The sequence below is a fragment of the Eikenella sp. NML120348 genome (genome assembly GCF_001648435.1).
Lineage (GTDB): Bacteria > Pseudomonadota > Gammaproteobacteria > Burkholderiales > Neisseriaceae > Eikenella > Eikenella exigua.
Window position 1 is genome coordinate 199,259 of sequence record NZ_LXSP01000001.1, and the last position, 13,600, is coordinate 212,858.

Sequence of the window (13,600 nt, forward strand, 5' to 3'; positions counted from 1 at the left end):
GAGGCGATTCTTTACGATTGCTTGCAAAATCGTTGTTGATGTAAGTTGCGGCGGCCGCTGAGCTTTGGCAAATGGCCGCCATTCACATTTTAAGAGGTATTCAAACGTGTCTAATCCGCAAAATCCCAAGCGCGAAACCTTCTCCAGCCGGCGGGCGTTTATGTTTGCCGCCATCGGCTCGGCGGTGGGTTTGGGCAATATCTGGCGCTTTCCCTATGTGGCGTATAAAAACGGCGGCGGGGCATTTATCCTGCCGTATTTGGTGGCGCTGCTCACGGCGGGCATCCCGCTTTTGTTTCTCGATTATGCGGTCGGCCACCGCTATCGCGGCTCGCCGCCTTTGGCTTTCCGCCGCCTCGACCGCCGGTTTGAAACCATCGGCTGGTGGAATGTGTTGGTAAACGTGCTCATCGGGCTTTACTACGCGGTAATTTTGGGTTGGGCGGCCAGCTATACCTATTATTCGCTCAATGCGGCCTGGTGCGCGAATCTTGCCGATTTCTTCTTCAAAGACTATTTGCAGATGGCTTCGGATGTGTCGGCGCAGATGCAGTTTGTGGCGCAGGTAACCGTGCCGCTGGTGTTGGTGTGGCTGGCTACGCTGCTGATTTTGGCCTTCGGCGTGCAAAAAGGCGTGGCGCGCGCGTCCACTTTCTTTATGCCGCTGTTGGTGGTGATGTTTGTGCTCTTGGTGGGGATTGCGCTGTTTTTGCCGGGCGCGGCCAAGGGTTTGGACGTGTTGTTTACCCCGGATTGGAGCAAGCTGGCCAGCTCGGAAGTATGGGTGGCGGCTTATGGGCAGATTTTCTTCTCGCTCTCGGTGTGCTTCGGCATCATGATTACTTATTCTTCCTACATGAAGCGTGATTCAGACTTAACCGGCACCGGCATGGTGGTGGCGTTTGCCAACAGCAGCTTCGAGCTTTTGGCCGGCATCGGCGTGTTTGCCGCGCTGGGCTTTATTGCCACGGCCAGCGGGCAGCAGGTGGGCGATGTGGCCGCCGGCGGCATCGGACTGGCCTTTATCGCGTTTCCCACCATCATCAACCAGGCGCCGGCCGGCGCGCTGATCGGCCTGCTGTTTTTCGGCTCGCTGGTGTTTGCCGGACTCACTTCGCTGATTTCCGTGCTGGAAGTGGTGATTGCGGCAGTGCAGGACAAACTGAAAACAGGCCGCGTGGCCGCTACCTTGGTGGTGGGCGTGCCGATGATGACGGCTTCCGTGTTGCTGTTCGGCACCACTACTGGCCTGCCGGTGCTGGATGTGCTGGATAAATTTGTGAACACCTACGGCATCGTAGCCGCCGGCTTCCTGTATGTGTTGTGCGTGGTGCTGAGCCGTCATCTGGGCGTGCTCTCCCGCCACATCAACAAAACCTCTTCTCTGAAAGTGGGCAAAACCTGGTTGCTGTTTGTGGGCTTCATCACCCCGCTGGTGCTGGGCACCATGCTCTTCACCGATACGCGCTCGCTGCTCACCGAAGGCTATGGCGGCTACCCGGCTTGGTTTGTGAATATCTACGGCTGGGGCACGGCCATCGGGGTGGTGGTGTTTGCCTTCCTGCTTTCCCGCCTGCCGTGGAAACACGAAGACAAGCTGCAAGAAACCCCTGTTGAAACCGAAGGAGACGAACAATGAGCACGATTGCGATTGTGATGATGGTGGTGGCGCTGGTGGTGATCTGGGGTGGCTTGATTGTGTCGATCATGCGGCTGCCGGAAGACCACGGCAGCGGGCAGGAGTAAGCAGCCGATTGTGAACAAAGGCTACCTGAAAGGTTCAGGTAGCCTTTTTTAGTTTTCAGGTAGCCTCACTGCAAGTAGACATTAAGTTCGGCCAATCTGCATCAAGGCTACCTGAAACCTTTCAGGTAGCCTGATAAGCAGGGCGGGAACAGCACCGAAGTGGTAAAATCCAGCCTTCGGTTTTTAGTATGGAAACGGGCAAAAACGGCCCGCAATCAGGAAAGTTTGACAGATATGACAGAACAAATAACGCGCGAGAATATGCAATATGACGTGGTGATCGTGGGCGCGGGCGTGGCCGGGCTGTCGGCGGCGATACGGCTCAAGCAGCTCTCGGCCGAGGCAGGCAGCGACATCAGCGTGTGCGTGGTGGAAAAAGGCTCAGAAGTGGGCGCGCATATTTTGTCTGGCGCGGTGTTCACTCCCAAGGTGCTGAACGAGTTGCTGCCCGATTGGCGCGAGCGCGGTGCGCCGCTCAAGCAGCCGGTAAAAGGCGAGCGGCTGCTTTTCCTCACGCGCCAATCCGCGCTGCGGCTGCCCCTGCCGCCCAGTTTCCACAATCAGGGCAACTACATCATCAGCTTGGGCGTGTTGTGCCGCTGGTTGGCGGAGCAGGCTGAAGGTTTGGGTGTGGAGATTTACCCCGGCTTTGCTGCTGCCGAAGTGCTGTACCGGGCAAACGGCAGCGTGAAAGGCATTGCCACCGGCGATATGGGCATTGGCAAAGACGGCCAGCCCACCGATGCCTACCAGCCCGGCATGGAGCTGTGGGGGCGGCAGACGGTGTTTGCCGAAGGCTGCCGCGGTTCGCTGTCCGAACAGCTGATTGCCAAGTTCCAATTAGACCGCCACAGCCAGCCACAAACCTACGGCCTGGGCGTGAAGGAAATTTGGGAAGTGCGGCCCGAACAGTCGCAGCCCGGCAACGTGATGCACACCGTGGGTTGGCCGCTGGATGCCCGCACCTATGGCGGCTCCTTCCTCTACCACTTGGCCGATAATAAAGTGGCCGTCGGCTTCGTGGTGGGGCTGGACTATCAAAACCCCTACCTCTCGCCGTTTGAAGAGTTTCAACGGTTTAAAACCCACCCCGCTATCCGTCCCGTGTTTGAAGGCGGGCGGCGTATTGCCTATGGCGCGCGCGCTCTCACCGAGGGCGGTTTGCAGAGCCTGCCCAAGCTCACTTTCCCCGGCGGCGTGCTGGTGGGCGATGCGGCGGGTTTCCTCAATGTGCCCAGCATCAAGGGCGCGCATACCGCCATGAAATCGGCCATGCTGGCCGCCGAAGCCGTGTTTGGCGTACTGCAAAACAATGCGGCGGAAGAGGGCGCCGAAGCTGCGGCCTATGCTGAAGCCTTCCGCCAATCCTGGCTGTACGACGAGCTCTACCGCGCCCGTAATATCCGCCCCGCCTTTAAATGGGGCTTCTGGCCGGCCATGGGGCTCAATGCGCTGGATGTGTATCTGTTCCGCGGCCGCGCTCCGTGGACCATCGGCCATCACGGCAGCGACCGTGCCAGCCTGAAGCCTGCCGATGCGTGCCGCCCCATTGAATATCCCAAACCGGACGGTCAAGTGTCGTTCGACCGCGCCAGCAGCGTGTATCTGGCCAACACCCATCACGAAGAAAACCAGCCGCCGCACCTGAAGCTCGCCAGCGAACAGACTGCTATCGAGGTGGGTTACCGCCGCTTCGCTGCTACCGAAACGCGCTACTGCCCCGCCGGCGTGTATGAAATTGTGCAGGAAAACGGTGAACCGCGCCTGCAAATCCATGCTGCCGACTGTATCCACTGCAAAACTTGCGACATCAAAGATCCCGCCGCCAACATCACTTGGAGCTGCCCTGAAGGCGGCGGAGGACCGAATTACGGCGAGATGTAGCGGCCGGTAAGTTTCAGGTAGCCTTTTTTTGATGAGTTTGGCAGGAAGCAGCGGATTGGGCGATTTGATTTTCAAGTAGCCTTCATGGCGCCGCTCGGCAGAACTATGCCGATATTCCTTATACACAGAGTAGATAGCTATTCGCTGATATCGGCACCATACCCACTAAGTGTTCGACGTTCTGTTCAATAGGTTTCAAAACCCAATTAGGTTGAACAAACAGGCTACCTGAAGCTTCACACACCAAGCAGGCAAAAGCAAACTCCCCAACCTTGCCGGTTGGGGAGTTTTAATACTGGCGGAGTAGGAGGGATTCGAACCCTCGATACAGGTTTTAGCCCATATGCACCCTTAGCAGGGGTGTGCCTTCAGCCTCTCAGCCACTACTCCGTGTTCGGAACGGCGGATAATATAGGAAGCGTACCTAAAAGGCAAGATATTTTGTGCCCAGGGCGGGTGCTTGGGTTTGATAGACTTGAAGTGTAAAGATTTTTAGCTGACAGAATAGCAGGCAGTTTGCAACGGATAAGCAGCATAAATGTACCAATGGCTTACCGCTTCATCGCTGTTTGCTATAATGTGCAAAGAAATGTTTTGTTCATTTAACGTACTACTGCGTTTGGGAATGGCTTGTGCCGACAAGCAAATTTTTCAGCCGCAACGGATAAATCAATATGAAACGATTGGGTTTTAAGCTGAGCAGCGGTATCGGCAGGGCGCTGTCGCACAAAATCAAACAAACGCAGCGCCTGTCGCGCAAAACGGCGGCGGTGATTTTGCTGTTGATGGGGGCAGCCTTGGTGTCGCTGGTGTCGCTGGGTTTTGCCAAATTGGCGGATTATGCGCTGCATCTGAACGCCAAATGGTCTCAGCAGTATCCGATGGCAGCGTTTGCAGTGTTGCCGGCAGCGATGATGCTGATTGTGTGGTTCACGCGCCGTTATGCGCCTTATACGGCGGGCAGCGGGATTCCGCAGGTGTTGGCCACGCTTTCGATGCCGAAAGTGAAAGGAAGCAACCGCTTGGTGGCTTTGGGGCGCACGGCTTTGAAAATCCCGCTTACGTTTTTGGGCATGTTGGCCGGGGCTTCCATTGGGCGCGAGGGGCCTTCGGTGCAGGTGGGGGCGGCGGTAATGCTGGCATGGGGCTCTTGGTGCAAACGCTACAATTTGGCATTCAAACGCTTGCAGGACAAGGAATTGCTGGCGGCAGGCGCGGCTGGCGGTTTGGCGGCGGCATTCAATGCGCCGCTGGCCGGGGTGATTTTTGCGATTGAAGAGCTGGGGCGTTCGGTGTCGCTGCATTGGGAGCGGCAGATTTTTATCGGCGTGCTGGCTTCGGGCTTTTTTTTGGTGGCGATTGAGGGCAACAGCACCTATTTTCAAGGCTTTAACGCCGGGCAAACGGCAGAGCATATGTTGCGCTGGGCCTTGCTTTGTGCTGCGGTGTGCGGCGTGGCAGGCGGGCTGTTTGCGCGTTTTTTAAGCAAGGGTGCAACCTGGCTGGCGCTGCCGAAATGGCGCAACTGGATGCGCCGGCACCCGATTTGGCTGGCGGGCGTGTTCGGCTTGATGCTGGCCGCCTTGGGCGTGCTGTTTAACGGGAAAACCTACGGCACGGGCTATGATGTGGCGGCAGCCGCGCTGCACGGGCAGACGGATTTGGCCTACGGCCTGGCCGGAGCGAAGTGGGCAGCCACGGTGTTTTCCTATTGGGCGGGCATTCCGGGCGGGATTTTCACGCCTTCGCTGGCCATCGGTGCGCTCTTGGGCGTGCACATTGCCCAAGTTGCCGGCACGGAAGCACCGGTGGCGATTTTGGCCTTGCTGTGCATGGCTGCGTTTTTAGCAGCGGCCACGCAAGCACCGCTTACGGCCAGCGTGGTGGTGATGGAAATGACGGGCAGCCAGTCGCTGCTGTTTTGGATGTTGGTGTCGTCGATTGCGGCTTCGGTGATTGCCCGCCAGTTTTGCCCGCAGCCGTTTTATCATTTCGCGGCAGGTCGTTTCCGCCAGCGCGTGCGCGAGGAGTTGCAGCGGGAAGAGGAAGCGCGGTTGGCGGAAGGAGCGACAAAGTAATGGAAAAGGCTACCTGAAAATATTTCAGGTAGCCTTTTCAGCCTCAAGCAGCTGTTTTAGCGCTGATTGTAGCTACTGTAATCATAGCCCGTGCAAAATGCCGTGCCATGTCGGGTTTCCACTGCAGAGAAGCGACAGTTCCCTGCTCCTTCTCTCGACTCACAAGCCTGCCTTGCCTTAGCTGCCGCCTGACGGTCATTTTTATCTATCCCGACAAACACATCAGATTCGGATCTGGCTCCCCTTGCCGGAAGAACCAACACACCGCAGGTATTGCTAAACACCCTTACAACTTTACAGTTGGACGACAAGCAGTTTTTAAGCGCTTCCTCCCTTGCTCGTTGTTCGGAATAATATCCGCCACTCCAGCCCAAACTGTTGGAAGATAAATCAAGGGCCAGCGCTCCATAAAACGGCGTGCGGCGCAGTTCCGCGATTTCTGCTTGCACCTTTGCCTCGCGCTGCTCCCAGGCGCGTATTTCGGCGGCGGTGGGGCCGCGGTTGATCGGCTGTTGCCGTACGGCATTGCGCTCGCGTTGTATCCGATCTGCTTCTGACTGCATGATGCCATTAAAGTTGTGCCATTGCTGCGAGCCAACCGGATAGGGGTTGGCATATGCCAAGCCCGCGCCGCCCAATAGCACTGCCGCCAACGCGCCCGCTGCCGTGTTCATCATGGTTTGCTTCATCTTGCCGCTCCTGTTTGGAAAGGGGAAAAAGGGTATTGCCGATAATTGGATTGTAACAAAAAACAAGATATTGTAAACATCTATCCCGCTGCTTGAAGGCTACCTGAAAAGTGGGGCATGTCGGGCATTGATGCCGGATTATGTGTTTGTATCTGTAAAGTGTCGGGCATCAATGCCCGATCTGCGGGCTGCCATTTTCTGCAGGGTGGCTAAAGCCCACCCTGCACATGTATCGATTTTTCTGTGTGTTGGCTATTGCCTTTAGTTGGCAAAGGGCTACCTGAAAATGGGAAGATATATTTTTCAGGTAGCCTCTGTTTGTGTTGGAAGAGGCTACCTGAAAAATGCTGCGGCAAAAAAAAAGCCGCCCGATTGAATGTGTCGGGCGGCTGCTTCTCTAGCTGTTTTGTTGTGGCTTATTTGCTGACTTTCAAAATGCGGCGGATGAAAATAAGCATACCGCCAATGAAGAAGGCCAAGCCGAGGAATTCGCCTGTGGTGTCCCAGTTTTCGAGGTTCAGCGCCAGTGGGGAGTCTGAGCCGCCGCTGGTAACAGACAGGGCAATAATCAGAGCCATAATCACGCCGATCAAGCTCTCGCCCACAATCAGGCCGGCGGCAAACAGGGTGCCTACGCGTTCGGCATCTTTCTGTTTGGCCTCATCTTTGCCGATATGGCGTTTCAGGAAGGCAGCCATGATGGCACCGATGGCAATCGGCATATTGATGGCCGGCGGCAGGTAGATGCCCATGCCCACGGCCAGGGTGGGCAGCATCAGTTTGGAGCCGCTGCGTTTGAATATTTCGTTGATGATGATGAGTACTACACCAATACCGATACCGGTGAGGATGTAGTTCCATTGCAGCGAGTGCGAGAAGATGGCTTTGGCGATGGTGGTCATCAGCGTGGCCTGCGGGGCAGCCAGAGCTTGGCTCGGATCCATATCCGGGCGCGGCATGGCGCCGGTGAAACCGTAGGCAGCGTAAAGCAGCTCAAGCACAGAAGATACCACAAATGCACCCACCACACAGCCGATAATCAGCGCCACTTCCTGCCGCCACGGGGTGGCTTTAATCAGGTAGCCGGTTTTCAGGTCTTGCAGGTTATCGTTGGAGATGGAGGCCACGGCTACTACGGCGGAGCCGCAGAATAGGGTGAGCGCCACCAGGAAATTGCGTGTACCTTCATCGGCAAACAGGTTGTTGGCACTACCGACACCCAGCAACACCAGTGAAATGGCCACCACGGAGATGATGCCGATGCCGGAAATCGGGCTGGAAGAAGAGCCTACCAAGCCGGCCATATAGCCGCAGGCGGCTGCCACCAGGAAACCGATAACGAAGGCCAGCAGGGTGCAGACCACTACCAGCAGCCAAGCCGTGCCGGTGGGCAGGTTGGCATCAGCCACGAAGTGGTAGAAGGAAAAGCCCAATAGCAGCATCATACCCAGTGCGTAGGCAATCATGGCTTTGGGCGACAAGTCTTGCTCAACGCGTTCCAGTGCAGCGCCCTCGCCGCCTCTGATGGCACGGAATGACATTTTCATGCCTTCGAGGGTGGGTTTGAGCAGGGTAATCAGTGTCCAGATGGCAGCAATACCGATGGTGCCCGCGCCGATAAAGCGCACTTTTTCTTTCCACAGCTGCATGGCGAAAGCGACCATTTCCATATCGGCTGGCTGCGGATTGGTAGCAGAGAAATAGGGGATGGCGATGCCCCAGGCAATCGCAATGCCCACCAGCATGGCAATACCGCTGGCCAAACCAACCAAATAGCCAGCACCGAGCAGCGCCAAGGAGAAGCCCATCGGGATTTGGAAAATAGATGCACCGGCTTTGAACCACAGGCTGGCGCTGTCGGCCACTACGCGCAGGCCGTTGCTGGCGAAACTGAAAATGCCGGAAATCACGCCACCGGTAACGATTTCGCCGATACCACTGTCAGCCTTTTGCGCGGTGTCGGCATTTTCTTCGCCCACCACGCCGTCGCCGCTGCCGACTTTCAAAATCTCAGCCGCAGCCACGCCTTCGGGATAGGGCAAATCGCTTTTCACCACCATGGCATAGCGCAGCGGGATGGTGAAAATTACCCCCAAAATACCGCCGGCCATACACAGCAGAGTGGTTTGCCAAAACGGGAAACCTGTCCAATAGCCGCTCATCAAGAGGCCGGGCAGGATGAAGATCACGGAAGAGAGCGTACCCGCGGCAGAAGCCTGGGTTTGCACCATGTTGTTTTCAAGGATATTGCTGCCTTTGGCGAACTTCAAAATTGCCATAGAAATCACAGCAGCTGGAATAGAAGAGGCGAAAGTGAGACCAACTTTCAGCCCCAAATAAATATTGGAAGCGGTGAACACAACTGTGATCAATGCACCCAATATCATGCCGCGCAGGGTAAGCTCCCTGTAGTTGGCATAAGGGTCGTGAGTTGAGATAGACATAATCTTTACCTTCGGTTGGAATGAGGTTGCATTTTTTTTCGATATTCCGATTATGTCAATAGGAAATTAGCAAATGTAAATAATTATTTACAATTTACTAAAAAATAACAGAAAAGAAGTTATACATGATTATTTGAAATATTTTGATAATAGATTGAATTAATTATATATAATAAAATAATATCATGGTATGAAAAATCATTAATCAGGAAATGCTTGTTGTGCGTTAATTTATATTTAACGTAAACTTACATATGGATATAGGGATATATGGTAGAGATGGGGAAAGTAGAAGAGATATTTTGAGCAGAAAGAGCAGCAGATGCCGGCTAATTGTTTGATAGGGTTATATGCGGACAAGAGAGAGAAAGGCTACCTGAAAATTTCAGGTAGCCTGATTAATAGCGGGCGTTTACAGCACCGATTTCACGGCATTGACAACATTTTCCACGGTAAAGCCGAATTCTTTAAATAGCACATTGGCAGGAGCGGATTCGCCGAAGCGGTTGATGCCGACCACTGCGCCGTTCAGGCCGACGTATTTGTACCAGCCGTCGGCGTGTCCGGCTTCTACGGCAATGCGCGGTAGGTCTTCGGGCAGGACGGCGGCTTTATAGGCGGCATCTTGGCGGTCGAACACGTTGGTGGACGGCATGGAGACGACACGCACAGCGATGTTTTGCGCGGCGAGGGCTTTTTGCGCTTCCAGAGCCAGCCCGACTTCGGAACCTGTGGCAATGATGACGGCTTGGGCGTTACCTTGGGCTTCGCTGATGACGTAGCCGCCGCGTTTGATGTCGTTCAGTTGTTGTTCGTTGCGCGCTTGGAATTTCAGGTTTTGACGGCTGAAAATCAGGCTGGACGGGTGGTCTTCGGCTTTTACCGCTTCCGCCCATGCGACCAAGGATTCGGCGGTGTCGCACGGGCGCCATACGTCTATATTCGGAATCAGGCGCAGGGTGGCGGTTTGCTCAATGGGTTGGTGGGTCGGGCCGTCTTCGCCGAGACCGATGGAATCGTGGGTGAAGACGAAGACAGGGTTGATTTTCATCAGCGCCGCCATACGCAAGGCATTGCGCTCGTATTCGCTGAACATCAGGAAAGTCGCGCCAAACGGTTTAATGCCGCCGTGCAGGGCAAGGCCGTTCATGATTGCGCCCATGCCGAACTCGCGCACGCCGTAGTGGATGTAGTTGCCGCCTTTGTCGCGGGTAACGGAGACGCTGTTAGACCAGTCGGTCAGGTTGGACGGGGTCAGGTCGGCAGAACCGCCTACCAGTTCGGGCAACTCTTTAGCCAAAATTTCAATGCTGTTTTGGCTGGCTTTACGGGTGGCGATGGTTTCGGCTTTGGCGCACACGTCTTGCAAGGCCGTCTGAATATAGGCATCGAAGTTTTCAGGTAGCCTGTGTTCCATGCGGCGCACGAATTCTGCGGCTTCGGCGGGATATTGGGCTTGGTATTGCGCGAACAGTTCGTTCCATTCGGCTTCCAGTTTCGCACCTTGCTCTTTCGCGCTCCATGCGGCGTAGATTTCTTGCGGGATTTCAAAGGCGGGATAAGTCCAGCCCAGATGTTTGCGCGTGGCTTCGATTTCGTCCGCGCCCAAAGGTGCGCCGTGGGTTTTGTGGCTGCCTTCTTTGTTGGCGCTGCCTTTGCCGATTAAGGTTTTGCAGCAGATGAGGGACGGTTTGCCGGTTTCGGCGCGGGCGGCTTCGATGGCGGCTTGAATGGCGGCGGTGTCGTGGCCGTTTACGTTGGGAACGACGTGCCAGCCGTAGCTTTCAAAGCGTTGCGGGATGTTTTCGGTAAACCAGCCGTCCACTTTGCCGTCGATGGAAATATTGTTGTCATCATATAAAACAATCAGTTTGCCCAAGCCCAGGGTGCCGGCGAGCGAACAGGCTTCGTGCGATACGCCTTCCATCAGGCAGCCGTCGCCCATGAAGACGTAGGTGTAGTGATCGACGATGTTCAAACCGTCTTTATTAAACTCAGCGGCAAGGATTTTTTCGGCCAATGCCATGCCCACTGCGTTGGCAATGCCTTGTCCCAGCGGGCCGGTGGTGGTTTCCACGCCGTCGGTGTAGCCGTATTCGGGGTGGCCTGGGGTTTTGCTGTGCAGTTGGCGGAAGTTTTTTAGGTCTTCGATGCTCAGGTTGTAGCCGGTCAGGTGCAGCAGGCTGTACAACAGCATGGACGCGTGGCCGTTGGAGAGGATGAAGCGGTCGCGGTTGTAGAATTTGGGGTTGGCAGGGTTGTGGTGCAGGAATTTTGTCCACAATACTTCAGCCATTTCCGCCATACCCATAGGCGCGCCGGGGTGGCCGGAGTTGGCTTTCTGGATGGCATCGGCGGAGAGGAAGCGGATGGCGTTGGCAAGTTGGGAGGGCATAGTGTTTCCTAAATGATTGGTTTAGATAGAGTAATGAGGCTACCTGAAAATTACCCGGCAAGCGAAAACGGCGCAAATTATCGCACTTTTACGCAGTGCGTTCAAAACATCAGGCGAACAGCTTTTCCAGTGCGGCCTCAATATCGCGGCGCACCACGGCTTTGCTGCAGTTGCTGTTGATAACCGCATAGCGCTCGGGTGCGGCGGCGGCGCGCTCTAGGTAGCTTTGTCGCACACGGGTGAAGAAATCGGATTTTTCCTGCTCGAAGCGGTCTTTGTGGCGGCTGCGTTCGATGCGTGCCAAGGAAATTTCCAACGGCACGTCGAGCAGGATGGTGAGGCTGGGGCGCAGGCTGCCCTGCACCCATTGTTCGAGCTGGGCAATATCGGCTTCTGGCAGGCCGCGGCCGCCGCCTTGGTAGGCGAAGGTGGCATCGGTGAAGCGGTCGGACACCACGGAGACGCCGCGCTCCAGAGCGGGCAGGATAACACTTTCGATATGCTGGGCGCGGGCGGCAAACATGAGCAGGGTTTCGGCACGCAGGCAGGCCTGGGTTTGCGGGCTGAGCAGCAGGCGGCGCAAGGCTTCGCCCAAGGGTGTGCCGCCGGGCTCGCGGGTGAACAAGACGGGGCGCCCTTGTGCGGCAAACCATTCGCGGATTACGGCCAGTTGGGTGGTTTTGCCGGCGCCATCGATGCCGTCGAGGGTGATGAAATGGGCGGAGGTCATTTTCAGGTAGCCTTTTGCTTTAGTGTTGCTGTTGGTTTGGCTGATCGGGCGTTTCACTTTCAGGCGCTGCCTCGCTTTCGATATTGAGGTGTTTGCGCAATACGAAGGCTTGGGCGGCGAGGAAGATACCCATCAGGATGAGCTGGCCGTAGCTTTTGAAGTGGATAAACAGGTTTTTGGCCTGCTCGGAGGCGTCGTAGTGGTAGAGGCCGAACCAGTAGTGCAGAGCGGCGAGCAGGAGGAAGAAGGCGGCCCAGGCGTAGGTGAGGCGTTGCCAGCCTTGCGGGCTGAAGCGGAATACGTCTTTGGCCACGGGCTGCATCAGGGGTTTGCCGATAAGGGCGCTTACGGCCAGGGCGAGGACGAAGCTGAGGTTGATGATGGGGGTTTTCCAGCGCAGATAGAGGTCGTCGCGCAGGAGGATGGTGGCGCCGCAGAAGAGGATGGTGAGCACGAGCACCACCCATTGCTGTTTGGTGAGCCGCCATTTTTGCCGCACGAGGTGGATGCCGTACACAATCAGGGTGGCGGCCAATACGGCGGCAGCGCCGGCCAAGAGGCCGAATTTCTTGGAGGCGATGAAAAAGGCGAGGAGGGGGAGGAGGTCGAGCAGGGCGGTCATGTTACGGTCTTTTCAAAATATAGCGGCGGACGTTGGCGTTGTGTTCGTCTAATGTGCGGCTGAATTCGCTTTTGCCGGTATTGTCCATGCGGGAGACGAAGTAGAGGTAGTCGGCGCCGCTGGGGTGGGCGGCGGCTTGGAGGGCGGCTTCGCCGGGCAGGGCGATGGGGGTGGGGGGCAGGCCGTCGCGGGTGTAGGTGTTGTAGGGGGTGTCGCGCTGGAGGTCGGCGCGGCGGATGCGGCCGTTATAGGCGCTGCCCATGCCGTAAATCACGGTGGGGTCGGTTTGCAGGCGCATGCCTTGGTTGAGGCGGTTGACGAATACGGCGGCCACGTTGGCGCGGTCTTCTTCGTGGGCGGTTTCTTTTTCGATGATGCTGGCCATGGTGAGCAGCTCGTAGGGGTTTTTATACGGCAAATTGCCGGCACGGTCGCTCCAAGCGGATTGCAGCTGGCTTTGCATACGGCGGTAGGCAAGGCGGTAGATTTGCAAATCGCTGCTGTCGTAGTCGATTTCGTAGCTGTCGGGGAAGAAGCGGCCTTCGGGATGTTGCACGTCGGCATCGGAGGCGATGGCGGCGAGGAGTTGGCGGTCGCTCCAGCCGGCGGTGTCGTGGCGGATGTCGGCGGTTTGGTTGATGAGACGGCGCATTTGGGCAAAACGCATGCCTTCGATAATGCGTACGGTGATGGTGTCGGGGCGGCCGTTTTTCAGGTGGCGCAGGATTTGCCAGGAGGAGGCGCGGGGCTGGAGGCGGTAGTTGCCGGGCAGGAGCTGTTTGTGGGTGCCGGTGAGGTAGGCGGCGGCTACGAACACCCAGCGGCTGTAGATGGCATCGTTGGCGGCCAGCGTGCGGCTCACGCTGCCGATGCCGCTGCCACGCTCCACGCGCAGGCGTTGGCTGTGGGTGTCTTTGGGGGCGAAGAGCAGGCCGGCAAATAGGGCGGCGGCCAGCAGGATAAGGGCAAGCAGGGAATAGAGGATTTTTTTCAGCATGGGTTTCGGTGTGGC

At 56.6% G+C, this 13,600-nt stretch carries 10 protein-coding genes and 1 tRNA gene; 4 read left to right on the plus strand and 7 right to left on the minus strand.

Going from position 1 to position 13,600, the window contains the following annotated elements; translation table 11 throughout:
* The first annotated feature begins 106 nt into the window (after positions 1-106).
* From A7P99_RS00950 to A7P99_RS00955, 3 genes are all read left to right on the plus strand, one after another.
* Positions 107-1,639, plus strand: coding sequence for a sodium-dependent transporter (locus tag A7P99_RS00950; protein ID WP_197481752.1), 1,533 nt, complete (start codon positions 107-109; stop codon positions 1,637-1,639).
* Complete coding sequence (locus A7P99_RS09500; RefSeq protein ID WP_035580098.1) at positions 1,636-1,746, plus strand: methionine/alanine import family NSS transporter small subunit; 111 nt, start codon at positions 1,636-1,638, stop codon at positions 1,744-1,746. Before A7P99_RS00950 ends, A7P99_RS09500 begins: the two co-directional genes overlap by 4 nt.
* Positions 1,747-1,980: 234 nt before the next feature.
* The gene (locus A7P99_RS00955; RefSeq protein WP_067446556.1) at positions 1,981-3,630 is read left to right on the plus strand and encodes an electron transfer flavoprotein-ubiquinone oxidoreductase; all 1,650 of its coding nucleotides are present in this window, start codon (positions 1,981-1,983) and stop codon (positions 3,628-3,630) included.
* 296 nt (positions 3,631-3,926) lie between these two features.
* Here the strand turns inward: A7P99_RS00955 and A7P99_RS00960 are convergent.
* A tRNA-Ser gene (locus A7P99_RS00960) sits at positions 3,927-4,020 on the minus strand.
* Between the two features lie 284 nt (positions 4,021-4,304).
* On the opposite strand from A7P99_RS00960, the gene A7P99_RS00965 reads away from it, so the two are divergent.
* Entirely contained in the window at positions 4,305-5,708 is a 1,404-nt protein-coding gene (locus A7P99_RS00965) for a chloride channel protein (protein WP_067527593.1), read from the plus strand.
* 56 nt (positions 5,709-5,764) lie between these two features.
* On the opposite strand, the gene A7P99_RS00970 is transcribed toward A7P99_RS00965, so the two are convergent.
* From A7P99_RS00970 to mltG, 6 genes are all read right to left on the minus strand, one after another.
* Positions 5,765-6,397: a DUF4189 domain-containing protein gene (locus tag A7P99_RS00970; RefSeq protein ID WP_067527595.1), complete on the minus strand. Its 633-nt coding sequence runs from the start codon at positions 6,395-6,397 to the stop codon at positions 5,765-5,767.
* Positions 6,398-6,813: 416 nt separating this feature from the next.
* Positions 6,814-8,841, minus strand: coding sequence for an OPT family oligopeptide transporter (locus tag A7P99_RS00975; RefSeq protein ID WP_067686234.1), 2,028 nt, complete (start codon positions 8,839-8,841; stop codon positions 6,814-6,816).
* 412 nt (positions 8,842-9,253) lie between these two features.
* Complete coding sequence (tkt, locus tag A7P99_RS00980) at positions 9,254-11,236, minus strand: transketolase (RefSeq protein ID WP_067686237.1); 1,983 nt, start codon at positions 11,234-11,236, stop codon at positions 9,254-9,256.
* Between the two features lie 109 nt (positions 11,237-11,345).
* Complete coding sequence (tmk, locus tag A7P99_RS00985) at positions 11,346-11,966, minus strand: dTMP kinase (RefSeq protein WP_067447337.1); 621 nt, start codon at positions 11,964-11,966, stop codon at positions 11,346-11,348.
* Between the two features lie 19 nt (positions 11,967-11,985).
* Complete coding sequence (locus A7P99_RS00990; RefSeq protein ID WP_067686240.1) at positions 11,986-12,588, minus strand: inner membrane-spanning protein YciB; 603 nt, start codon at positions 12,586-12,588, stop codon at positions 11,986-11,988.
* A gap of 1 nt (position 12,589) precedes the next feature.
* Entirely contained in the window at positions 12,590-13,585 is a 996-nt protein-coding gene (gene mltG, locus A7P99_RS00995; protein ID WP_064084722.1) for an endolytic transglycosylase MltG, read from the minus strand.
* Between the last annotated feature and the right edge of the window lie 15 nt (positions 13,586-13,600).

What these genes read in the sequence shown, in the direction of transcription:
- A7P99_RS09500 (WP_035580098.1), top strand. Translation starts at nt 1,636, where the DNA reads ATGAGCACGATTGCGATTGTGATGATGGTGGTGGCGCTGGTGGTGATC.
- A7P99_RS00955 (WP_067446556.1), top strand. Translation starts at nt 1,981, where the DNA reads ATGACAGAACAAATAACGCGCGAGAATATGCAATATGACGTGGTGATC.
- A7P99_RS00965 (WP_067527593.1), top strand. Translation starts at nt 4,305, where the DNA reads ATGAAACGATTGGGTTTTAAGCTGAGCAGCGGTATCGGCAGGGCGCTG.
- A7P99_RS00970 (WP_067527595.1), bottom strand. Translation starts at nt 6,397, where the DNA reads ATGAAGCAAACCATGATGAACACGGCAGCGGGCGCGTTGGCGGCAGTG.
- A7P99_RS00975 (WP_067686234.1), bottom strand. Translation starts at nt 8,841, where the DNA reads ATGTCTATCTCAACTCACGACCCTTATGCCAACTACAGGGAGCTTACC.
- tkt (WP_067686237.1), bottom strand. Translation starts at nt 11,236, where the DNA reads ATGCCCTCCCAACTTGCCAACGCCATCCGCTTCCTCTCCGCCGATGCC.
- tmk (WP_067447337.1), bottom strand. Translation starts at nt 11,966, where the DNA reads ATGACCTCCGCCCATTTCATCACCCTCGACGGCATCGATGGCGCCGGC.
- A7P99_RS00990 (WP_067686240.1), bottom strand. Translation starts at nt 12,588, where the DNA reads ATGACCGCCCTGCTCGACCTCCTCCCCCTCCTCGCCTTTTTCATCGCC.
- mltG (WP_064084722.1), bottom strand. Translation starts at nt 13,585, where the DNA reads ATGCTGAAAAAAATCCTCTATTCCCTGCTTGCCCTTATCCTGCTGGCC.